General features: G+C 67.8%; 15 protein-coding genes. 7 read left to right on the top strand and 8 right to left on the bottom strand.

Annotated elements, in window-relative coordinates; all coding sequences use genetic code 11:
- The 5 genes from OHT51_RS01595 to OHT51_RS01575 all read right to left on the bottom strand — a co-directional run bounded on the left by OHT51_RS01595 (position 1) and on the right by OHT51_RS01575 (position 5,533).
- Positions 1-1,089: an ABC transporter ATP-binding protein gene (locus tag OHT51_RS01595; protein WP_328877045.1), complete on the bottom strand. Its 1,089-nt coding sequence runs from the start codon at positions 1,087-1,089 to the stop codon at positions 1-3.
- Positions 1,086-1,931 (bottom strand): carbohydrate ABC transporter permease, encoded by an 846-nt coding sequence (locus OHT51_RS01590; protein ID WP_328877044.1) that lies wholly within the window; start codon positions 1,929-1,931, stop codon positions 1,086-1,088. The genes OHT51_RS01595 and OHT51_RS01590 overlap by 4 nt, the downstream gene beginning before the upstream one ends.
- Complete coding sequence (locus OHT51_RS01585; protein WP_328877043.1) at positions 1,928-2,806, bottom strand: carbohydrate ABC transporter permease; 879 nt, start codon at positions 2,804-2,806, stop codon at positions 1,928-1,930. Before OHT51_RS01585 ends, OHT51_RS01590 begins: the two co-directional genes overlap by 4 nt.
- Positions 2,807-2,887: 81 nt before the next feature.
- Entirely contained in the window at positions 2,888-4,489 is a 1,602-nt protein-coding gene (locus OHT51_RS01580; RefSeq protein WP_328877042.1) for an extracellular solute-binding protein, read from the bottom strand.
- An 18-nt stretch (positions 4,490-4,507) separates the two neighbouring features.
- Positions 4,508-5,533 (bottom strand): NAD(P)-dependent alcohol dehydrogenase, encoded by a 1,026-nt coding sequence (locus OHT51_RS01575; RefSeq protein ID WP_328877041.1) that lies wholly within the window; start codon positions 5,531-5,533, stop codon positions 4,508-4,510.
- Between the two features lie 182 nt (positions 5,534-5,715).
- Between OHT51_RS01575 and OHT51_RS01570 the strand changes: the two genes are divergently transcribed.
- From OHT51_RS01570 to OHT51_RS01555, 4 genes are all read left to right on the top strand, one after another.
- Positions 5,716-7,500, top strand: a complete 1,785-nt coding sequence (locus OHT51_RS01570; RefSeq protein WP_328877040.1) for a sigma-54-dependent Fis family transcriptional regulator — start codon at positions 5,716-5,718, stop codon at positions 7,498-7,500.
- A 192-nt stretch (positions 7,501-7,692) separates the two neighbouring features.
- Positions 7,693-10,113, top strand: coding sequence for a SpoIIE family protein phosphatase (locus OHT51_RS01565; protein WP_328877039.1), 2,421 nt, complete (start codon positions 7,693-7,695; stop codon positions 10,111-10,113).
- A 948-nt stretch (positions 10,114-11,061) separates the two neighbouring features.
- A complete protein-coding gene (locus OHT51_RS01560; protein WP_328877038.1) occupies positions 11,062-11,547 on the top strand; it encodes a hypothetical protein in 486 nt (161 codons plus the stop codon).
- 91 nt (positions 11,548-11,638) lie between these two features.
- Positions 11,639-12,598, top strand: a complete 960-nt coding sequence (locus OHT51_RS01555; RefSeq protein WP_328877037.1) for a 5'-nucleotidase — start codon at positions 11,639-11,641, stop codon at positions 12,596-12,598.
- Positions 12,599-12,970: 372 nt separating this feature from the next.
- Here the strand turns inward: OHT51_RS01555 and OHT51_RS01550 are convergent, their stop codons facing one another.
- The 3 genes from OHT51_RS01550 to OHT51_RS01540 form a co-directional block, all read right to left on the bottom strand.
- Positions 12,971-16,348 carry a discoidin domain-containing protein gene (locus OHT51_RS01550; protein WP_328877036.1) on the bottom strand — a complete coding sequence of 1,126 codons (3,378 nt, stop codon included), beginning with the start codon at positions 16,346-16,348 and terminating at the stop codon, positions 12,971-12,973.
- 525 nt (positions 16,349-16,873) lie between these two features.
- The gene (locus tag OHT51_RS01545) at positions 16,874-17,812 is read right to left on the bottom strand and encodes a sigma-70 family RNA polymerase sigma factor (RefSeq protein ID WP_328877035.1); all 939 of its coding nucleotides are present in this window, start codon (positions 17,810-17,812) and stop codon (positions 16,874-16,876) included.
- 10 nt (positions 17,813-17,822) lie between these two features.
- Positions 17,823-19,013: an NAD(P)/FAD-dependent oxidoreductase gene (locus tag OHT51_RS01540; RefSeq protein WP_328877034.1), complete on the bottom strand. Its 1,191-nt coding sequence runs from the start codon at positions 19,011-19,013 to the stop codon at positions 17,823-17,825.
- 779 nt (positions 19,014-19,792) lie between these two features.
- Here OHT51_RS01540 and OHT51_RS01535 point away from each other — a divergent pair.
- The 3 genes from OHT51_RS01535 to OHT51_RS01525 all read left to right on the top strand — a co-directional run bounded on the left by OHT51_RS01535 (position 19,793) and on the right by OHT51_RS01525 (position 22,044).
- Positions 19,793-20,461, top strand: a complete 669-nt coding sequence (locus OHT51_RS01535; RefSeq protein ID WP_443052377.1) for an ABC transporter ATP-binding protein — start codon at positions 19,793-19,795, stop codon at positions 20,459-20,461.
- A gap of 29 nt (positions 20,462-20,490) precedes the next feature.
- Positions 20,491-21,273 (top strand): ABC transporter permease, encoded by a 783-nt coding sequence (locus tag OHT51_RS01530; RefSeq protein ID WP_328877033.1) that lies wholly within the window; start codon positions 20,491-20,493, stop codon positions 21,271-21,273.
- A 189-nt stretch (positions 21,274-21,462) separates the two neighbouring features.
- Complete coding sequence (locus OHT51_RS01525; protein ID WP_328884204.1) at positions 21,463-22,044, top strand: hypothetical protein; 582 nt, start codon at positions 21,463-21,465, stop codon at positions 22,042-22,044.
- Positions 22,045-22,046: the final 2 nt, after the last annotated feature.

The following is a 22,046-nucleotide window of genomic DNA, read 5'->3' as shown; positions in this document are numbered from 1 at the left end:
TCAACGGCCTTCCACTGAAGCGAGATCGTACGAAGGTGTTTGCACGAGCGCCCCCTGCTCGTCGAAGGCGAACAGCCGGTCGGAACGGAGCCGGAGTCTGACCAGGTCGCCGAGGGCGACGTCGTGGATGCCCTCGATCTGTACGACGAAGGGGGTCTCGCCGACGACTACATGGACGAAGGTCTCGGAGCCGGAGATCTCGACGAAGGTGACTTCGCCCTCGACACCGCTGGAAGCCAGGCTGACGTCGGTGGCGCGCAGGCCGAACCGGTAGGCACCGTCGGGCAGGTTGGCCAGGTGCGCGGAGACGTGCGTGGCCTGGAAGCCGGCCACCGTGACCTGGCCGCCCTCGAGCCGGCCGGCGAAGATGTTCATGGGCGGGTCGTTGATGATGGATGCCACGGTGGTGGTCGCCGGGCGTTCGAAGACCTCCTGAGGAGTGCCCGTCTGGAGGATCCGCCCCTCGTGCATGACGAGAACTACGTCCCCGAGCATCATCGCCTCGGCAGGTTCGGTGGTCGTGTAGATGACGATCGTGTCCCCCTGGTCCGAGAAGAGGGCCTTGAACTCCTCGCGCAGCTGTTCGCGCAACTTGTAGTCCAGGTTCGCCAGTGGCTCGTCGAGCAGGAGGATGCCGGTACCGCGGGCCAGGGCGCGAGCCATCGCGACGCGCTGCTGCTGGCCGCCGGAGAGCTGGGAGGGCTTGCGCTTCTCAAGGTCCGTGAGGCCCACGCTCGCCAGGCTGTGGCGCACCCTGCGCCGGATCTCGTCGCGTGACAGCTTGGCCCGCTTCAGCGGGAAGGCCACGTTGTCGTACACGTTGAGATGCGGGTAGTTGATGAACTGCTGGTAGACCATGGCGGTGTCGCGCCGCCACACCGGCGTCTTCTGGAAGTCGGCTCCCGCCCGGGTCAGGGAGCCGGAGTCCACGTTCTGCAGGCCGGCCAGGGCCCGCAGCAGCGTCGTCTTCCCTGCCATCGTCCGGCCGATGACGGTGTGGAGCCGTCCAGGCTGGAAGGTTGCGGTCACGTTCTTGAGGTGGTCGACGCCGTCGACGGTCAGGCACAGATCAGTGGCGTTGAGGTTCATCGGACCGCTCCCGACAGGTTCCCCTTGGACAGTAGGCGCTCCACCCAGAGGGCGAGCAGGATCAGTGGTGCCACGCCGAAGAGTGCGGCGGCGGACAGCGTCCACCACGGTGGAATGGAGGAGTTGAGGGCGACGACCGCCTGGGGCAGCGTCTGGACCTCGGTGAAGGTCAGCCGGAAGGCGAAGAAGAAGTCGTTCCAGCCGAACACGGCGCAGAACATGGCCGCGACGGTCAGCCCGGGCAGGGAGTTCGGCAGGATCGCTCGTACGAAGGTCTGGAACGGCGGGCAGCCCTCCAGCATCGCCATCTCGTCGATCTCCCGGGGGATGCCGTTGAAGAAGTCCACCATCACCCAGACGGCGATGGGCAGTAGGAGCGCGACCGTCACGATGACCAGGCCCGCGATGGTGTCCAGGAGGCCGCCGTATTGCAGGAGGTAGAAGAAGGGGATCACCAGGACGACGGGCGGCATGATCCGCTGGGAGACGAAGAAGAAGACGATGTCGCTGTTCTTGATGAAGCCCAGCTTGAACCGGTACCGGGACAGTGCGTAGGCGGCCAGTGATCCGAGGGCCAGGCTGATGGCGGACGCGGCGATGGTGACGATGGCACTGTTGATGAAGGGATCGATCACATCGATGCCGCCGGCTCCGCCGAAGATGTTGCGCCAGCCGGTGAGGGTGGGCTCGTACTGCGCCCAGGGGACGTAGGTGGGGCCGCCCTGGACCGCGTTGGCGTTCTTGAAGCTGGTCGTCATCGCCCAGAAGAACGGTCCCGCGACGAAGCAGGCCCACAGGGCGATCACGGTGTACTTGAATACGGGATAAAGGCGCGACCTCATGAGTCCCCCTTCAGCTTGAGGGCCCTGGTGAGCAGGGCGGCGACGACCGTGAGCGTGACGATCATCAGGACGAGGTAGGTCAGGGACATCGCCCCGCTGTAGCCGGTCTGCTGATCGCGGAGGCCCTGGATGTAGAGGTAGTAACCCGGGGTCTCCGTGGAGGACCCCGGCCCGCCGGACGTCAGGACGTAGACGCTGTCGGAGAGCTTGGACGCTTCGATCAGCCGGATGATGACCGCCGCCACCGAGACCGGTGCCATCAGTGGGAAGGTCACCTTCCAGAAGGTGCGCCAGGTGCCGGCGCCGTCGATCGCGGCCGCCATGAACGGTTCCTTGGGAAGGCTGAGCAGGCCGGCCAGCAGCAACAGGAACATGAAGGGGGTCCACTGCCAGACCTCGACGGTCATCAGCGCGAACAGGGCCGGTCCGGACTCGGTGAGCCAGGGAATCTTCGTCAGGCCCAGCATCTCCAGGAGGTCGTTCACCGGGCCCAGCGACTCATGGAAGATCGTCTGCCAGATGGCGGCCATCACCACGGGCGTGGTCATCATGGGGACGAGAAAGAGCACCCGCCAGAATCTGCGGCCGCGTGCCTCGCGCCAGACCAGTAGGGCCATGCCGAAGCCGATGAGGTACTGGATCAGGACCGTGCCGCCCGCCAGCAGGGTCAGCCGGGTGATGGAGGACCAGAAGCGGCTGTCGTCCAGCATTGCGGTGTAGTTGGCCCCGCCGATGAAGTCCATCTGAGGGTTGCTGACGTTCCAGCCGGAGAAGCTGACGCGGATGGTGAACAGCAGCGGGAAAATAATGATCAGGAAGAGGGTGAGCAGTCCCGGCAGCAGGAACATGCTCTTGTGCCGGCGCAGGCCGTCCATGGGTCTCCTTGCGGAAGGAAGCGGGAGCCCCCGGGTGACCGGCCGGTGCGGTCCGGCCATCCGGGGCGCCCTGCGTTCGGATCAGGACTCGTCCTCGAGCGCGACCACGTTGCGATAGGCGCTTCGGACCTTGTCCTTGCCGATCTGGTTGGTGATCTTGGCCCATTCCCCGGCCACGCCGTCCAGCGCCCGCTGCGGGGACTCCTGGCCCGCCAGCGCCGCGGCGACTCCGTTGGCCAGCGCGGACATGTACTGGTTGACGCCGGGGACACGCAGGTCGAAGACGCGGTTGGGGTTCTCTTCCATGCCGGAGAGCGTGTCCACGTACGCCTTGGCGACGTCCTTGTCCCAGCCCTGCTTCTCCCAGAACTCCGGGGCGAAGTGGGAGATGCGGTAGGGGTTGACGCCGAAGCGTCCGATGGTCAGGTCGAGAGCGGTGTTGGCCTCGTTGCTGAAGAAGCACAGGTAGTCGAAGGCCATCTCCTGGTGGCTGGACGCCTTGGCCACCGCGGAGGTCCATCCCCAGGTGAAGTAGGCCGCCTGGTTCGCCTTCTTGTCCCACGACTTCGTGGTGCGGTTGTAGACCTCCGTGGAGCCCGGTAGCGGCGCCGCCTCAACCGTGTTGCGGATTCTGCTGTCCGGCTGCTGGGCCTGGATGAAGGCGTCGTCCCAGGAGTAGGACATCAGTGTCTGGCCGCCGCCGAAGGAGAAGATCTCGTCTCCCAGGCCGAAGTTGGCGCCGCCGGGTGCCCAGGTGGACTTGGCCTTGACCATGTCCTGCAGGGCGCGGACGAAGCCGGGCGTGTTGATCAGCGGCTTCATGGTCTCTTCGTCGAAGAAGACACCGCCCTTGACGTCCGGATTCTTCACGTACGGCGCCGCCCGGCTGATGAACGCGGAGAACGTCAGGTCATCGCGCTTGGTGACCTCGGCGCTCCCGTAGTTCTTCTTGCCGTCGCCGTCGAAGTCCTTGCCGCTGAAGGCCTCGGCTATGTCCTGGTATTCGGCCCATGTGGTGGGGACCTTCAGGTCCTTGCCCGTGGCCGTCTTGTACTGTGCCTGCCACTTGGGGTCCTTCAGCACATCGGCGCGGATCTTGAGGTAGTGCCGGTCGCCGTCCACCGGGTACTGCACGACCTTGCCGTCCCAGGTCGCCACGTCCATGTAGGCCGCGGTGACGTCCTGCATGCCGGTGGTGTTCAGGTACTTCTCCGGCACCGGTGCCAGGTACGGGGCCAGGTCGCCGATCCACAGGGACGGGTAGAACATGACGTCGTACGCCGGCTGGCCCGCCTGGAGGGGCGTGAGGATCTTCTGGTGCAGCTCGCCGAAGGGGACGTTGACCACCTCGACCTTCCCGCCGGTGATCTCCTCGAACTGCTTGGCGTGCAGTTGCGTCGGCTCACCGATGACCGGGACGGCATGGCTGATGATCTTCAGCGTCTGCCCGGAGTAGTCCTTGCGGCTGATCGACTCGTAGCTGCAGGAGCCGGGGACGTCCTTGACCTTCGTCGCCGGGTAGTTCTTGCCGTACTTCTGGTAGCCGATGTCCGAGCCGGGCTTGAAGAGGGCGGTCTTTTCCTTGGGCTTTTGCTGTGCTTCGTTCTGGGCGGTGCAGGCGGTGGCGGTCAGGGCCGCTGCGGCCGCTACGGCGACCAGGCCCGGGTACGGTCTGCTGCGCATGGGGCTTCTCCTGCGGTGTCAGGGGATCAAGATCGCTCGGCCGCGTACGGCGCCGGCGTGCAGGTCGTCGAGGGCCTGCCGGAAGGAGGCGAGGGGGTAGTGCTGGGTGTGCAGGGTGACCTTGCCGCGGGCCGCCAGGACCATCAGTTCGGACAGGTCGTTGTAGGACCCCACGAGATTGCCGATGAAGTTGATCTCCGTGGAGATGACGTCGATCGTCGGAACGTGGAGGTGGCCGCCGTAGCCGATGACGTAGTAGTTGCCGTTGCGGCGCAGGCAGGCCACGCCCGTCTCGACGGCGCCACCCTCACCGACGAAGTCCACAACGGCCTCCGCGCCGTGCCCCGCCGTGAGGTCCCGTACGCGGTCGGCTTCGCTGCCGTCCGCGAGGAGCGTGTGGTCGGCGCCGAGTTCCTTGGCCAGCGCGAGGGCCTCGGGGCTGCGGTCGATGACGATCATCTCGACCGGCGACAGGGCCCGCAGCACCTGGATGCCGATGTGCCCGAGTCCGCCGGCGCCGATGACGACGGCCTTGTCACCGGGCCACAGTGCTCGGGCCGCCTTGGCGGCGGCGTGGTACGCCGTGAGACCGGCATCGGCCAGGGCCGCCACCGAGGCCGGCTCCAGGGACGGGGCGAGAGGCACGACCGAGCGGGCGCTGGTCTTCAGGTACTCGGCGTAGCCCCCTTCGGCGTCGATGCCGGGGAAGGCCGAGTTCATGCAGTGCACGTCGTCGCCGGCCCGGCAGGCGCGGCACAGACCGCAGGTCACCAGGGGGTGCAGGATGACCGGGTCACCCACCTCGACGTTGCTGACGGCCTCCCCGACCTCCGCGACCCAGCCGGCGTTCTCGTGCCCGATCGTGTACGGCAGGGCGACCCCGCTCTTCTCCTTCCACTGTCCTTCGATGATGTGCAGATCGGTCCGGCAGACTCCGGCGCCCCCGATCTTCACGATCACATCCAGCGGGCCGGTGATCTGCGGGTCCGGCACGTCCACGAGCACGGGCGGCTCGTCGTACTCGATGACCTGCACGGCTTTCATGGCGGCTCCCTGCGAGTCGGCGGTTGGGGGGTGCGCCGATTACACAGGCCGCCGTTCGCAGGTCGATGTCTCAGAATCCGTCCGCGGATGTCTCAATGTGATACATGCCGTAGGCGCGAGGCCGCGGGGCTGTTCCAATCACTGCACCGAGGAATGTGACGCGCGCCGCACGGGAGTGTTAAATGCCCCGACACCAGCCCGGGAACTCACTGAGAGTAGCCAGAGAGCTCTATCTGGAGGCCACCAACGATCCGAGCGCCCGGCCGCTCGTGGTCGCCTCATGGCAACGCTCGATCGAGTACAAGGTGAAGTCCGGCAGCCTTGACGCTCCCTACCTGGACAATCCCAATCTGGACAGTCTCCTGGCCAGGGCGGCGCTGCCCATCTTGAACAGGCTGCACGAGCAGCTCGCCGACGACCCGGTCTCCACGATGATCACAGACCGGAACGGCGTGGTGCTGTCACGGAAGGTGTCCAACGACGGTCTGACGACGCACCTCAACCGCGTGCGTCTGGCCCCGGGGCATGTGTTCGCCGAGCGCTACGTGGGCACGAACGGCATCGGGACCGCGCTGGCCAGCGGCCGCCCGGTCGTGATCGCCGGAAGCCAGCACTACGTCGAAGAGCTTCGGGAATTCCACTGCGCGGCGGTGCCGATCCTGCATCCCACCCGGAGCACCCTGCTGGGCGCGTTCAACCTCACCACCATCCGTCAGGGCTCCGACGGCATGCTGATGGCCTTCGCCCGCTCGGTCGCGGCCCAGATCGAGGCCGAGATCGCGGCGATCACCTCGCGGCGCGAGCGCGCTCTCTTTCAGGACTACATGGAGGCGTGCTCCTCGGTGCGCCCGGGCCCCGTGCTGGCCCTCAACGGTGATGGCGTCATGATGAACGAGCAGCTCAGGGCGGCGGTGACCGGGCCGGATCACTATGCGCTGCTCGACCATGCCCGTGAGATCGCCGACGACCGCCGGTGGGAGGGGACGCGCAGCATCGCCCTGCCCTCGGGACGGGTCGCCGAACTCAGGGTCAGTCGCTGCCGGCGCGGGGACAGCGACGCGGGCGCCATCCTCCGAGTCCGGCTGATCGGACGCTCCCAGCGCGGCGCGGCGGTTTCCGCCACACCTGCCCGGCCGGTCCTGGGACTGGCGGGCTCGTCCCCGCAGTGGCTGCGCTCGGTCGCCGACAGCGAAGCGGCTTTCTTGACCGGGACGTGGCTTCAACTCCTGGGCGAAGCCGGCGTCGGCAAGAGGACGCTGGTCGAGGCCCTGCACCGGGCCCATGGCGCCGGACGCAGACTGGAAATGGCGGAAGCGCCGCTGTCGGACGCACCAGCTGTCACCGAGCGCTGGCTGCACGACATCGGAGAACTGCTTGCCATGCCGTCCAGGGTGCTCGTCCTGCGCGACGTCCACGTGTTGGGTGACCAGCTGCGGCAGCGACTGAGGAGCCTGTTGACGCACCTGGACGGAACCGCCACAGGGCAATTGGTGATGACCAGTCAGCCGTCGATGGTCAGCACCGAGGACCAGCTGGACCAGTTCTGCGGTGCCACGGTGGAGGTGCCTCCCCTGCGCCACCGCTACGGGGACATCGAGCACCTGGCGCGGTTCTTCCTGCGAAAGTACCGGCCGAGCGGCGAGAGCACCCTCTCCCCGGATGCGCTGGCCCTGCTTCAGCAATGCCCCTGGCCGGAGAACGTCCGGCAGTTCGAGTCCGTGATCCGCGGCCTGGCACGGCGGTCGTCCGGCCGGATGATCCATGTGGAGGACTTGCCGCCAGAGTGCCGGGTGTCCTCGCACAAGGTGCTGACCACCATCGAGGCGCTGGAACGCGATGCCATTCTGCGTGGGTTGATGGCCCGAAACTCCAACGTTCAGCGCACTGCCCAGGACCTGGGGATCTCCCGCGCCACGATGTACCGCAAGATGCGCCGTTACGGGATCGTCCCGTCGAGCCTGGCCTGACAGGAAGCTCGGCGGCCCGCCAAATGGACCTCGCGGCGCACCGCTCCTTCCGTGCCGCAGGCTGGCCGCCGGTGCACCCTGGGGGCGGAGGGCGAGCGGCGCGCTCATCAATGGGCTTACATGGCAAACAGCAGGTCAGCGTTCATGGGGGAACGCCGAGCCACTGTCCCCCGTACAGCGGTGGAGAAGCGGATGACGGAGTTCAGCGAAAGCCACGACGATCCGTTCGCCCTGCACCTCGTCGCCTTGGCGGTGCTCGACGATCAGGGAGTCGTGGTCGGATGGAATCGGCGGGCACAGGAACTGCTCGGCTTTTCGGACACAGCCGTGATCGGGCATCGGGCATTCGAGGTCCTTGTCGGCCCTGGCGAACTGCCGGCTGCCAAGGAGGCCGCTGCGAAGTGCAGGAGAGCCGACGGCTGGTTCGGGGTGCTGAAGGTGCGACACCGTGACGGGCGGCTCGTGGAGATGGGGCTCAGGGCCCATCCGTTCTCGGGCGACGGCGATGCCCGTCAGTGGCTTCTGGCCGGCGCACTCGCGGCTGACGTCCTGGAGTGGCAGAGGGACCGCGCGGTTCTCGACGGGTTGTACCGGCAGTGCCCGATCGGCCTGATCGTGCACGGTCCCGACCTGAGGCTTCTTCGGGTCAACCGAGCCATCGAACGCTTCACCGGCGTCCCGGCAGCGGGCTTTGCAGGACTGCCCACCGGGCAGATGCTCATCCCCGACGACGCACGCAAGTCCGTGGACCGTGTGCGCCAGGTGATGGAGACCGGTAGACCGCTCGTCTACTCCGAGCAGTTCGTCCGCCTGGAGCAGGATCCGGGACGGGAACGGGTCGCCTTGGTCTCCTCCTTCCGGATGGAGGACCCCGCCGGCCGCATCCTGGGCGTGGCCGAGATGATCGAGGACATCACCGAACGCCATCGGGCCCAGCGCAGGCTCGCGCTCCTCGACCAAGCCGGGACCCGCATCGGAACCACCCTCGACGTGGCGGAGACCGCCCGGGAACTCGCCGAGGTCATGGTGCCTCACCTCGCCGACCATGCGTCGGTGGACCTGCTCCAGCCGGTGACGCACGGTGAGGAACTGGTACCGGCCCTGGCAGGGCCGGTGGTACGGCTGGGAGCCAGCAGCGTCGGTGCTCAGCAACCCGGCCCACCCCACCCCCACGGCGAGGCGGTGGAGCTCGCGCCCGACTCGCCCCAGGCCAGATGCCTGGCCGCAGGGCGGCCCGTCCTGGAACCGGTGCTCGCGTCGGACTGGCTCTCGACCGAAGGCCACCAAGGCGCCCATGCTCCGTATTCGGGCGCCCACTCGCTGATCGTGGCACCTCTTGTCGCACGTGGCATGGTGCTGGGCGTGATGAGCCTGTGGCGTTCGCGCCGCCCCGACCCCTTCGAGGCGGACGATCTCACCCTTGCCCAGGAACTCGCCTCGCGCGCCGCCGTCGCCATCGACAACGCCCGGCGCTTCACTCAGCAGCAGCAGACCGCTTTCACGTTGCAAAGCAGCCTCCTGCCCCGGGCGGTTCCGGACCAGCCGGCCGTCGAGGTGGCCTTGCGGTACCTGCCGGCCAGCGGGGCCCCAGGCCTGGGCGGCGACTGGTTCGACGTCATCCCGTTGTCGGGTGCCCGGGTCGCCCTCGTTGTCGGCGACGTGGTGGGACGCGGCATCCACGCTGCCGCCACCATGGGTCGGCTGCGTACCGCCGTGCACACGCTTGCCAGCCTCGACCTGGAACCGGACGAGGTCCTCTCCCGGCTGGACGACATGGTCAACCTGCTGGCAGCCGAACAGGAAGGAGTCGGCGAACGGCCCGTGGGCGAGCAGGTTGTCGGCGCCACCTGCCTGTACGCCGTGTACGACCCGGTCTCGCAGCGGTGTTCCCTGGCCCGCGCCGGCCACCCGCCGCCTGTGGTGACCACTCCGGACGGACACGCGGCACCCCTCGATCTGCCCGCCGGCCCACCGCTCGGTCTGGGCGGCCTGCCGTTCGAGGCCCGGGAGATCGAACTGGCCGAGGGAAGCCTGCTGTGCCTTTACACCAACGGAGTCATCGGTGAACGCCACATCGATGCCGACGCCGGTCTGACCAAGCTGTGCGCAGCGCTCACCCGCCCCGCGGATGCCCTGGAACGAACGTCCCAGGCGGTGGTCGACTCGCTCGTGTCGTCGCGCCCGAGCGATGATGTCGCTCTGCTGATCGCCCGCACGCGCATGCTGCCACCGGACGATGTGGCCTCCTGGCAGCTGCCGCTGGAGCCTGCCAGTGCCGCTCGCGCCCGGGCATTTACCTCGGCCAAGCTGACCGAATGGGGTCTGGAGCACTTGGCGTTCACCACCGAGCTGATCGCCAGCGAACTGGTCACCAATGTCTATCGGTACGCCAGCGGTCCCGCGACCCTGCGGCTGATCCGTGAACGGACTCTGGTGTGCGAGGTCAGCGACACCAGCCACACCTCCCCACACCTGCGCCGCGCCCGTACCACCGACGAGGGCGGGCGCGGCCTGTTCCTGGTGGCACAAATGGCCGAACGCTGGGGCACCCGCTACACCCGCGAGGGCAAGACCGTGTGGACCGAACAACCACTGAGCGGCATGCTCACCTGACCGTCTTTGGCCGTGATCATTCGGCTGCGGCGAGCAGCCGGGCCTCGCTCTCCTCGTACAGCCGCCGGTTCTCGCGGCTGGCGACCGGGCGGGCCGGCGGTCCCAACGGCTGCCCAGCCACCCGGCCAGGCAGCCGAACGGGATGGAGACCAGTCCGGTGGGCTGCATGGGGAACAGGCCCAAGTCGGCGCCCGGGAAGACGCCGGACGGCGTGCCCGAAACGGCCTTGAGAAGACCATGAGCAGCAGCGCGCAGGCTGCTCCGCCGTAGAGGGGGGCGAGCAGGCCGGTGCGCGTGAATCCTCGCCAGAACAGGGAGTTGGTGAGCGCTCGACAACCTGGGGCACACGTGCGCACGCGCTTCCCCCTTCCCGTTGCCCACCGCTGGCGTGAAACCGAAGCGCGCATGAGCGCCGGCGATCAACGGGCGGCCTACAACGCCGTCCTGGACACCGCCGAAATCCTGCTCTGCTACATGGCGCTGATCACCTTGGCGCTCGCCTGGAAGCCGGGATCCCGCTGGGCTCCACCGCGGCGATCAAGGAGAAGCCCACCAGCGGGCGCGGCGGCCCCGGCCTCGGTGACTGGGCCGCCGTGATGCAAGAGGAGCCACAAGCCGCAATCTCCGCGAACTGCCGCACCAGCACCCCATCCACAGCATCCGTTCCCTGCAGGCAGACCAAGACGCTGCCGACGCACGCCAGCGGCGGAGCGGAAGCCGCAACGACGACGCCCACCTCCGTCGCCTTGATCCCAGCCATTTCCCACCCGCGGTGAAGAGGCCTTCGCCGACCTGACCCTGCGCGTCGAACGATCCCGGCTTCTTGCCGACTTCCCCCTCTGGCACGTAACCGAGACCCGCTGCGACACCCTCGCCAAAACGGCTGACGTCCGGTACCGCGAGCTGACGGGGGATCACCCCGTTGTGCCGACCAGGGTTGCCACCTCCGTGAGGCATGACCTGGAACCCGGCAGCATCCACCTGCGGGACTCCGCACATGAAGTGCACCTGCTGCGCCCGTTCTTGACGGGCGAGGTCTGTCGAGTTTGCCGCGCGTGGTCGACCTTCCACGCCGATCTCGTCCCCAAGGGCGGCGTGCAGCTGAAAGGCCTCGAGCACGGCACGTGCTTCACCAGCCTGCAGACGCGGCATCGGCGTTGGCCATGGTCGGTCTGCTCTGACGTGCGGCGGGACGCGGACTACCGGGTCGAGAACCTCAAGGAGAAGCTCAATGCGGTCCGTGTCCACATCGCCACCGTCTCGGGGCCGCCAGACCCCGAGACGCGCGGTCTGGTCAGATCCGCGGCGGAACAGTCTGCGACCGTCCGGGAGTTCTGCGGGACGACCGGGCGCACCGGCGCCGCGAAGACGCTCCGTAGGCTGGATCAAGACGGTGTGCGATCCCTGCCACGCTGTGTGCTCCCGCCATCATGATCGTCGATGGTGCTGTGCACCACTGCAGGCAAGGCCGGGAAGCATTGTTTGAGATGGGTGTGCGAATTAATGTCGGGGGAGGGGGGACGCCGTGGCCGTCTATGAACTGAAGGACCGTTTGGTCGTCGGTATCGCCTCCAGTGCACTGTTCGACCTGGAAGAGGCGGATGCGGTCTTCCGGGATCAGGGGGAGGAGGCCTACCGCGCCTACCAGGAGGAGCACCTGGACGACACGCTGGACAAAGGAGTCGCCTTCCCCTTCATCCGCAGGCTCCTGTCCCTGAACGACCTCTCACCCGACGACCCTCTGGTCGAGGTCATCATCCTGTCCCGCAACGATCCCGACACCGGGCTGAGGGTCATGCGATCCATCCAGTCCCACGATCTGCCGATCAGCCGGGCCATCTTCATGCAGGGCCGCTCGCCCTACCGCTTCATGCCCGCCCTGAACATGTCCCTGTTCCTGTCCGCGAACGAGACCGACGTCCGCGAGGCCGTCACGCTTGGGCTGCCCGCCGGCCGCGTCCTCGGTCCTGCCACGGCCGACGAGGACGATGACCAGGACCTGCGGATCGCCTTCGACTTCGACGGAGTCCTCGCCGACGACGCCTCGGAACAGATCTACCAGGCCGACGGCATCAAGGGCTTCCACTCCCACGAGACGACGAACGCCGCCACCCCGCACGACCCGGGACCACTACGGGACTTCCTCGCCGGGATCAACCGTCTCCAGCAGCGCGAAGAAGAACAGCGGGCACAAGACGCCGACTACAAGATCCGCGTCCACGTCTCCCTTGTCACCGCCCGCAACGCACCCGCTCATGAACGCCCGGTGCGCAGCCTGAAGAACTGGGGCGTGACCGTCAACGACGCCTTCTTCCTCGGCGGCATAGACAAGAGCACGATCATGGAGGTCCTCAAGCCCCACATCTTCTTCGACGACCAGGTCAGCCACCTGACAGGCACAGCCCGCAGCACCCCCAGCGTGCACGTCCCCTTCGGGAAGATAAACCAACCAGTCCGCCCGGCACCTGAGCAGGCTCAGCAATGAGCCTCGTGCCGGACAACGTCGACGCCGAGGACGGGGCCGGCCCGTCGGCGACGACGTAACCGCCCCTTCACACAGGGCCGTTGGCCGAGCCAGATCCTGTTACCTCCTCGCGGAGAATACGGCGGGAATCTAGGCGCTGCAGTCGCATCGTCGATGCTGCCGATCACGTACGGTGTCCAGGCCAGGCAATCGTGGTGCTCGCTCTTGTCTGCGAGGGCGGCTGAGAGTCTCTGCCCATGGACGCTCTTGCGCGGCCTGCCAGCGGTGGCAACCGCGGCATCATTCGAAGACGACATGGGTGGTGCGGGTCACCAAACGGATGTCATGACGCCGGGGCTCGTCGGCGGCCGGCGTCATGACGATCGAGAGTGGCTACGGAGCCGCCGTCGTGGTGCCGTTGATCACGAACTGCGAGCCCGGTTCGATGAGGACGTTCCCGTCGGCCGAGTCACTGATGGTCACATTGGTCAGTGTCGCGCTACCGCGTGCGCCTCCCATCGCGCGGATACCCGCGCCGTTGTTGGACTTGGTGATCTTCACGTTGTCGATCTTGGCGTTCGGTACGGCACCGCCACCCGTCTTGAACTGGATGCCGTCGTAGGTCGAGTCGTGGATCTCCGTGTCGCGGATCGTGACGCCGGGGATGTCGGGACCCGCTGCGAAAAGCGTGATGGCGCCGAACTCCTGGACCTCGCCCCAGAACGCGCCGCCCGTGCGGTACAACCCATTGTTGGCGATCAACGTCTGTCCCGAGAACGGGATCGGATCGTGGTCCGTGGCGAGCATGATGCCCGGGTAGTTCATGGTGTCGTAGACGAGGTTGTTCTCGATGGTGTTGCCGTAACCGCCGTACACGGCGATGCCGTTGGCGCGCCACGGCAGCTGGACGGTGTTGTTGCGGAAGTGGTTGTCGTGGCCGATGTCCACCGACTGGTCCTTCACGTACTTGCTGGCCCACACCGCGAGCGCGTCGTCACCGGTGTTGCGGAACGAGGAGTTGAACACGGTCGAGTTCCGCGTCCCGTTGGTGAAGTTCACGCCGTCGGCATACGTGTTCCGGACGCGCATGCCGCTGAACTCCAGGCGGTCGCCGGGGCCCCACAGGTCGGGGATGTTGGAGTAGTCGCGGCCCACCCAGACGCCCACGTTGGCGTGCTCGATCCATACGTTCGTGATCTTGGTGTCCTCGCCGAAGCGGCCGTTCAGGCCGACTCCGCCCTCCGCGCCGCCGCCGCGAATGGTGCCCGAGCCGAAGATGGCGATGTCGGAGATCTTGGTGTTGTCGTCGATGTCGAAGCCGAAGTTGCCCTCGTGCGGGTGGTTGATGCCGCCGGCCTGGTGCGGCGGGGTCAGGGTGTAGAGCTGGGAGTGCCACATGCCCGCGCCGCGGATCGTGACGTCCCGGATGCCCACCTGGTTGTAGTCGCCCCGGTTCAGCGGGTCGTCGGTGAGGATCTTCTGTTCCTGGCGCCACTGCCCGGCCGGAATCCACACACAGTCGATGGTGCCGTTCTGGTCGGCCGTCACCGCCCGCTGGATGGCGTCCGTGTCGTCGATGCCGTCGTTCGGGATGGCGCCGTACTCGGTGATCGAGGTGCACTCGGCGGGCTTGCTCGCGGCCGGTGCCACCTGCTCCAGGTCGATCATGTCGACGATGTAGTACGCCGCGTTGTCACCGGCGTCGCGCTGCAGCTTGAACTTGGTGCCCGCCGGATACGTCTGCGACAGCAGCGCGTGCGACTCGTCGAACAGCCGTCGCGCATCGGTCTGCGGGGTGTTGGTCAGGCCCTCGGGGTCGTCGGAGTTGCCGTACAGCCAGCTGTACTTGGAGGTGAGGGTCAGCTTCTGCACGAACGTGCCGTTCGCATAGAGGCTGAGCGTGGCCTCCTGGCCGCCGCCGCCCGCGGCATCCGGGATCGAGTTGCGCACGACGATGGAGTTCGACGCGCTGGTCGAGGTGAACTCCACGTACTGCCCTGAGGAGTTGAGGCGTACGGACTCGCGCCCCGACGACTCGGTGGCGAAGTTGGTGTGCCCGAAGGTGCGTTCGCTGTCGGTCTGCAGGAGGGTGCCCGTGTACTGGGCGTCCTCGGCCTCGTACTCCACGTACGGCACCGCCGCGCCACGGCCGACCACGATCGAGCGCGCGAACACGTTGTTGTTCTCGTTGGTCTCGGTGACCACGCCGGTGGCGTCCGCGGTGGCGGTGAGGGTGGCGCCGCCGTTGGTCGCGGTCCAGCTGCCGCCGATGGCCACGGTGGCGGTGTCACCGGCGGAGATCGCGGGAGCGGTGCCATTGAGCGTGGTTCCGCCGACTGTCAGTCGGGTGACCGAGCCGGCGCCGACGGCGCTGGTGCCACGGTTGTGCACCTTCACGTTGAAGGTGACGTTCGAGCCCACGGCCGGGTTGGCCGGGCTGGAGACGATGTCCGTGACCTCAAGGTCGGGACCGGGGGCCTGGCCGACGACCAGCTTCGCGTCCGCCGTCCGGCTGTTGTTGCTGTTGTCCAGCTCAGCCACGGTGTCGTTGGGGTCGACCACCGCGGAGACGGTGTAGCTGCCCGTTGCCCGCTTGCCGACCGTCACCGGGACGGTCGCCGTCTCTCCCACGCCGAGGGCGCGCACCGAGCCGCTGCCGGCGACCGTGCCGCCCAGACTGACGTTCAACGTGGTCGCGGCCCCGGCCGCGGAACCGCCGTTGCGGACGGTGGCGTTCACCGTGATCGCGTCGCTCTCGCTCGGCGCTGCGGGAGTCCAGGTGAGCTCGGTGACGGTGAGGTCCGGGTTGGGGGCCCCGACTCCGATGACCTGGAACTCGGCGACCTGGCCGCCGAAGCCGGAGCTGTTGGTGTAGATCTTCAGCTGGACGTCGGCGTAGCGACCGGTCACCGGGATCGTCACCGCGTTCTGGTTCGACGATGGATTGAAGGTGTAGTCGGCGCGCGCCTTGAGCGAGGTGTACTCGGAGGCGTTCTGCGCACGCCCGAGCACCTCGATGTTCTGGGTACGGGTTGACCATGCGGCGTCGGGGTTGAGTTTGACCACGACCCCTTCGAGGTCCGCGTCGGCGCCCAGCTTCACCGTGAGCGTCGACGGACTGCCGCTGGACTCCCAGTAGGTGCTCACGTTGTTGTCGTTGGCGTTGGCGGCCACGTAGTTCTGCGTCGAGGAGGACGCCTCGATCGGCTTGTTGACCGCCAGGTTGGTCCCGTTCACAGGCGGCGGGGGCTCGCCCTCCTCCCCGTAGATCTCCAGCTCGGATACCTGCGCCGCGGGCCAACCGGTGTTCGCTGTCACCTGCACCCGCACGTACCGGACGTCCGTGGAGTCGAAGTCGACTGTGACGCTGCTTGATCGTGACGGGTCGAACTGCCGCCCGGCGGTGCCGGAAAGGGTGCTGAAGCTGCTGCCGTCACTGCTGCCCAGAACCCTCAGGGTCTGCGTACGGGCCTCCCATGAGGTGGGGAGCTTCAGGACGACCTCGTCGATCGCGGCGCTGCCGCCGAGGTCGACCTGAATCCACTGCGGGAAGGCGTTGGACGGGCTTTCCCAGTACGTCTGCTGGCTTCCGTCAGTGACGTTCCCTGCGGGATAGCCGCTGTGGGACCCACTCGCCGTGGCGGTCTTGCCCAGGGCCAGGTTGGGGGCTGCGGCTTCGGCTGCGGAGGCGGCGGGCAGGAGCCCGGCGGTGGCGAGACCCGCTATCAGCGAGCCGACGACCGACCGCCGGACGGAGTGCGTCCATCTCATGGTGTCCTCTGTTCCACGGGGATGCAGGGATCCGTGCAGAGCGGGACACATCCGGCAGATCTGTCCACACTCGGTGAACTTGCGCATGCGCCTTCGGAATTTGAGTGATTCAGTCGAAGATTTGCGTACCGTACGTCACAGATTTCATGGAGGCCTTGGGATTGTCAACGGCTCTCACTGGACTGTCCTGTTGCACCCTTGGACCTCGGGGCAACTGGAGAGACACGGGCCCCGATAGAGCATGATCGCCTCGGCGGGTTCGGTGCTCGTGCAGATGACTGGGCGTCAGCGGCTACGGCGCGCGGCCCGTCCTCGAGGTCGAGGTCGAGATCGAGGGCGCCGGGCAGCCTGTCAGGGCGAAGACGCCGGGGAAGACGACGCTGCTGCGGGCACTGGCCGCCCTGCAGCAGCGTGGAACTCCGGCACGGCCGAGGTCCAAGTCGGCGTCCGGCCCGAATACGTCAAGGATCCGCTCTGGTCAGCCCCTCCGTGACGATTCGTAGTTGGCTACGCCGGGGGCTCCGGTCACCATGCCTTGATGACCGGCGCGTCGGGTTCGTGCTGCCGCCAGGCCTCGTTGAGGCGTGCGAGCCGGTCTGCGGCGGCGATGCCGCACAGGGACGCGACCTTGCCATCACTGACTTCGAACGCCACGGCGCCCACGACCCGGTCGTCGACCACGGCGAGGACGGCCGGGGACCCGTTGACCAGAGCGATATGCATCGCGGGCGAACCGCCGGCCAGCCGCCGCTTCGCCGGCGTGGGCTTGAAGCCGGCCCGCACATAGGAGGCGACCCGCTCCCGCGTCTTGTACCGCAACAGCCGCGTGGCCAGTCCGGCGCCGTCCGAGACCGCCGTCACGTCGTCGGTGAGCAGCGCCACCAGCCGTTCGGTGCGCCCCGACGTGGCAGCGGCGAGGAATTCCTCGACGACCCGGCGCGCGGAGGCGGGGTCGGCCTCGCCGCCGCGACGGCGCTCGGCGGTGACCCGGATCCGGGCCCGGTGGACATGCTGCTGGCTCGCGGACTCGGTGATGTCGAGTATCCCGGCGATCTCGCCGTGACTGTACGAGAAAGCCTCACGCAGGACGTAGACGGCCCGTTCGACCGGCGAGAGCCGCTCCATCAGGGTCAGGACGGCGAGGGACACCGATTCGCGCTGCTCGAAGGTATCGGCCGGGCCGAGCATGGGGTCGCCCTCGAGGAGCGGCTCAGGCAACCAGGCACCGGCCGCTCGCTCGTGGCGCGCCTGCGCCGAGCGGAGCCGGTCGAGACAGAGATTGGTGACGACCCTGGTCAGCCACGCTTCCGGTACCTCGACCCGTTCGCGGTCTGCGGCCTGCCAGCGCAGGAACGTGTCCTGCACGGCGTCCTCGGCGTCGGCGGCCGAGCCGAGCAGACGGTACGCGAGCGAGGCCAGCCGGCCCCGGCTGGCCTCGAACCGATCGATGGCTGCGCTGTCCATGCTGAACAGCCTATGCAGTGGCCCCTGCACCGGCCCGGTCAGGCGCGGTGGCCAGGCGGCGCTTGCGTTTCGGCATGCCGAAGGTGGGGTGGGCGATTCCCCACCCGGCCCCCTTGAGCACGCCCGACTTCAGCCGCGCGGCGGTCCGGCCGCCCAGGTACCAGGACTTCGACCGGACGTCCCTGTCCACCATCTGGAAGATTGCGTCCCGCGGCCCGAGGCTGATGTGGTTGCCGTGGTACTTCAGCCCGGTGGTCGGGACCTCGCTGCCCGTCAGGCGCGAGATGATCGCGGCGGTCGCCTGCATGTTGGTGAAGCCGGCCGAGGCGCAGGACATCGGCAGCGGCCGGCCGTTGTCGCCGATGGCGTAGGCGCAGTCACCGGCGGCGTAGACGTCCGGGTGGGAGACCGAGCGCATGGTGCGGTCGACGACGATCTGGCCGGTCTCGGCGATCTCCAGGCCGCTGGCGGCCGCGAGGGGGTGCACAGCGAAACCGGCCGACCACACGGTCACGTCGGCGGGGATGGACGTACCGTCGGCGGCGATCGCCCGTGTCGGCTCGACGGTTTCGATGCCAGTGTGCTCGTGGACGGTGATGCCGAGCCGCTCGAAGGCATGGCGCAGGTGACGGCGCGCCTTCGGGGAGAGCCAGGCGCCCAGCTCACCGCGGGCGGCGAGCGAGACCGAGAGGTCGGGCCGGGACTCGGCGAACTCGGTGGCGGTCTCGATGCCGGTCAGCCCCTCACCGACGATCAGCACGGTGCCGCCCTCGCCCAGTGCGGCCAAGCGCTCGCGCAGGCGCAGCGCCGAGGACCGGCCGGTCACATCGAAGGCGTACTCGGCCACGCCGGGGACGCCATGGTGGGCTGCGGAGCTGCCGAGCGCGTAGAGAAGCGTGTCGTACGCGAGCTCGCCGTCGCCGTCCTCGCCGGTCACGGCGACGGTCTTGCGCCCGGGGTCGACGCTGGTGACGAGCGCCAGGCACAGCCGCACCCCGGTGCCCGCGAATACGTCGGCAAGCTTGCGGGACGCGAGGTCCTGGCCGATGGCGAGCTGGTGGAGCCGCATCCGCTCGACGAAGTCGGGCACGGCGTTCACGACGGTGATCTCGATGTCGGCGGGGGAGAGCCGACGGGCCAGGTTTCCGGCGGCGAAAGCCCCGGCATATCCGGCGCCGAGTACGACGATGCGGTGCTTCATGGCATTGCTCCTGTCTCGTTCGCGTGCCCTTCGAACGAGACGGCGCCGCGATTGCTGACAGGAGCCGGATGTGATGCCAGTCACCTAGCTAAGGCCGTGTCCTATGACTGGCAGCCTGACCGGTGGGATCTCCGAGCGGGGATGATCCCGCTGCAAAGACGACACAGCAGCGAGGAGCGGGCGGCACCGGTTCGGGGAAGCGCGCGCTCGTGGAGGCGGTGGAGTGCCCCACCACGCCAAGAACCACCCGTCCCGCAAGGCGCACGGTGGTCTTCGACCTCCTCACGGCCGGCGCATAGGAAGCGGTCGGTGCCTTCGGTATGCCAGTGGTTGGAACCTGCGATCCAGTCCCGGACACCGGCCCAGAAGTTGAACCTTCTCGCCGGACGTTAAGTGAGAGGCAAGCCGCAGGTCGGGGAGCTGCGGATCCTGTTGGGTGGTGGTGAGGCAGTGGCGCGTGTAGCCGGATCCGTAGCGGGTGCCTTTTCCTGGCGTACGACGCAGCGCTGCGACCTGCGCGCTGATTGAGTCGTGCTGGTGAAGGGGGCGTGGCGCTGCCCGATGTGACTCCCCGGTCTGACCCATCTCGCCTTCGTCGAACGCACCTGATCAGCACCGAGCCGACGTGTATCCATTCGTGTCCTGTGGGCTGCCGTGATCGTTGCAGGACTGGGCCCGGTCCTGGCATCGCCAGTCCTTGAGTGAGCTGTAGGACCGTTGGAAGCCGAAAACGTGAATGCGTTCGGTCGGACCGAGGGCTCGAGAACTTCTGGGCCGGGGTGCGCAGCTATGTGGAGGGTGCAGTGGTGAGTTCGCTTGACCCGGTGCTGCGGGTGCGGGGTGTACGGAAGGGCTACCGGCAGCGTCCTGTCCTGCGCGGTGTGTCGCTTGACCTTCCTGCGGGTCAACTGGTGGGCATCGTCGGTGAGGACGGCGCCGGTAAGAGCACCCTGCTCCGCATCCTGGCCGGAGATCACGTCGCTGACAGCGGTGCAGTGGAGCGGGCGGGCCTGCTGGGCTGCTGCCCGCAGGACACCGTGCTTCACCCGGCTTTCACCGTCGAGCAGCACTTGCAGTTCTTCCAGGCCGCCTACGGCATCGGCAGCCTGACCAGGGCCTTAGAGCTGTTGGAGCGGCTGAACTTCAGCGACCATCGGCACGAACGGGTGGCCGCGCTCAGCGGCGGCACACGCCAGAAACTCAACCTGGTCCTTGCCCTGATGCACGACCCTCAGGTGCTGCTCCTGGACGAGCCGTATCAGGGCTTCGACTGGGAGACCTACCTGCGGTTCTGGGATTTGGCAGCCGACTTGCGGGACCGGGGCTGCGCGGTACTGGTGGTTTCCCACCTTGCCTACGATGCCTCCCGCCTGGACACCCTGGACCGACTTGAGGCCGGCGTACTGCAGGAGACGGAGCAGACCGAAGCGGGAGTGGCGGCGGTATGACGCGGTGGTGGTCCTGCTTCCGTACGGCCTTGCGGTTCGCGCTGATCGAGCAGGCCCGTAATCGGCTGGCGCTGCTCATCGTGGTCCTGTTCGTGCCGCTGTGGACCACGCTGGCGTTCACGGTGGTGGCGTCTGCCCCCTTGCGGTTTCGGATTCGTCCGGTCGGCCGCACCGTGGTCATGGACGGCAATATCCTGCTCCAGATCAACGGTGCGCTGCAGGCCCTGTCGCTGGTCATCGCGTTCATGATGTTCGTCGCCACAGTCCGCTCCGCACCGTTCGATCAGCGCCTGGTACGCGCCGGCTTTCCCCGGTCGGGCCTCGCGCTCGCCAAGTGCAGTGCGCTCCTCCTTGTCGCGGCCGCGGTCGCTGCCTACACCACCGCGTGGATGCACTTGTTCTGGCGACCTGAGCAGCCCCTGGTACTCGCCGCGGGCATGTTCACCTGCGCCCTGGTCTACGGCGGTATCGGGATGGTGCTGGCGGCCGTGGTGCGCAGCGAGCTGGCCGGCATGTTCCTCGCCATCATGATCAGTTCTATTGATCTGGTGCTGCAGAACCCGCTGATCAACCCGGACGCGGACAGTCTCGTGGTGCGTTTGCTGCCGGCCTACGCAGCGGTGCAGACCTCGGTGGCTGCCGCCGGTCTGCAGGTGGTGCCGGCCAGTTGCCTCCTGCTGGGCGGAGGCTGGGCGGTGGGCATGGCCGCGCTGGGCATTACCGCCTTCGCCGCCCGGACCCGCACCCGCCTCCCGCGCACGGGGGCCAGGGCAGCGTCGACGGGCGTCGAGCAGGCTGCGCCGGTGTCGTGACCGGCCCGGTGCGAGTGTCGTTTGGACGATGAACGCCGCCGGACGATGAACGCCGCGCGCGGCGACAGCGTGACCATGTAAGGGATGGGGGCTTTCAGGGTGCCGGACGACGAGGCTGCGCCTTCGGCTGCTTCACCGCTCGCATCAGTCGCGCCGCCCGGCCAAGGGCGCCTGGCGGTGCAGGACTTGGTGCCTCGAACGGAGGCGCGCTGGGCGTGGCTGCTCAGCGACGGCGGCGAGCCCCGGAACTGGATGCTGCTCCTGGCCCCGCTGCTGGGCTGGCACGCCGACGGCTGGGCCGGCATCGGCTGGGGCGTGGTCGCGGCGGTGTTCACCGCGGTGCTGCCCACGTTGATCCTTCGGCTCGGCGAGCACCGCCAGTACTGGGGAGACCGGCATGTGCGGCGGCGGCACGACCGCATTGTGGCGGCCCCAGGGGTGATGGCCTCGGTCATCACCGGCACCGCACTGCTGTATGGGCTGGATGCTCCCGTCGAGGTGACGGCCCTGGTGGCGGCGATGGTCGCCGTTCTGCTCGCTCTGCTGGTGATCACCTTCTTCTGGAAGGTGTCGGTGCACTCCGCCATTGCCTCTGGTGCCCTCGCCATCCTCGCAACGGTCTTCGGCCCCTGGTTGCTCCTTTTGGCTCCCGTGGTGGTGCTGATCGGCTGGTCCCGCATCCGGCTGCGCTGCCACACCGCCGGCCAGGTCAGCGTCGGGTTCCTCATCGGCGCGGCCGTCAACTCACCCGTCTTCGACCTCGTGAGGTGATG

The organism is Streptomyces sp. NBC_00299 (genome assembly GCF_036173045.1).
Taxonomy (GTDB): Bacteria; Actinomycetota; Actinomycetes; order Streptomycetales; family Streptomycetaceae; genus Streptomyces; species Streptomyces machairae.
The sequence above is the reverse complement of the archived record's forward strand: the minus strand, read 5'-3'. Positions and strand labels throughout refer to the sequence as shown.

Bases quoted from the DNA above. Each gene is read 5' to 3' on its own strand.
- OHT51_RS01595 (WP_328877045.1), bottom strand. From the start codon at position 1,089: ATGAACCTCAACGCCACTGATCTGTGCCTGACCGTCGACGGCGTCGAC.
- OHT51_RS01590 (WP_328877044.1), bottom strand. From the start codon at position 1,931: ATGAGGTCGCGCCTTTATCCCGTATTCAAGTACACCGTGATCGCCCTG.
- OHT51_RS01585 (WP_328877043.1), bottom strand. From the start codon at position 2,806: ATGGACGGCCTGCGCCGGCACAAGAGCATGTTCCTGCTGCCGGGACTG.
- OHT51_RS01580 (WP_328877042.1), bottom strand. From the start codon at position 4,489: ATGCGCAGCAGACCGTACCCGGGCCTGGTCGCCGTAGCGGCCGCAGCG.
- OHT51_RS01575 (WP_328877041.1), bottom strand. From the start codon at position 5,533: ATGAAAGCCGTGCAGGTCATCGAGTACGACGAGCCGCCCGTGCTCGTG.
- OHT51_RS01570 (WP_328877040.1), top strand. From the start codon at position 5,716: ATGCCCCGACACCAGCCCGGGAACTCACTGAGAGTAGCCAGAGAGCTC.
- OHT51_RS01565 (WP_328877039.1), top strand. From the start codon at position 7,693: ATGACGGAGTTCAGCGAAAGCCACGACGATCCGTTCGCCCTGCACCTC.
- OHT51_RS01550 (WP_328877036.1), bottom strand. From the start codon at position 16,348: ATGAGATGGACGCACTCCGTCCGGCGGTCGGTCGTCGGCTCGCTGATA.
- OHT51_RS01545 (WP_328877035.1), bottom strand. From the start codon at position 17,812: ATGGACAGCGCAGCCATCGATCGGTTCGAGGCCAGCCGGGGCCGGCTG.
- OHT51_RS01540 (WP_328877034.1), bottom strand. From the start codon at position 19,013: ATGAAGCACCGCATCGTCGTACTCGGCGCCGGATATGCCGGGGCTTTC.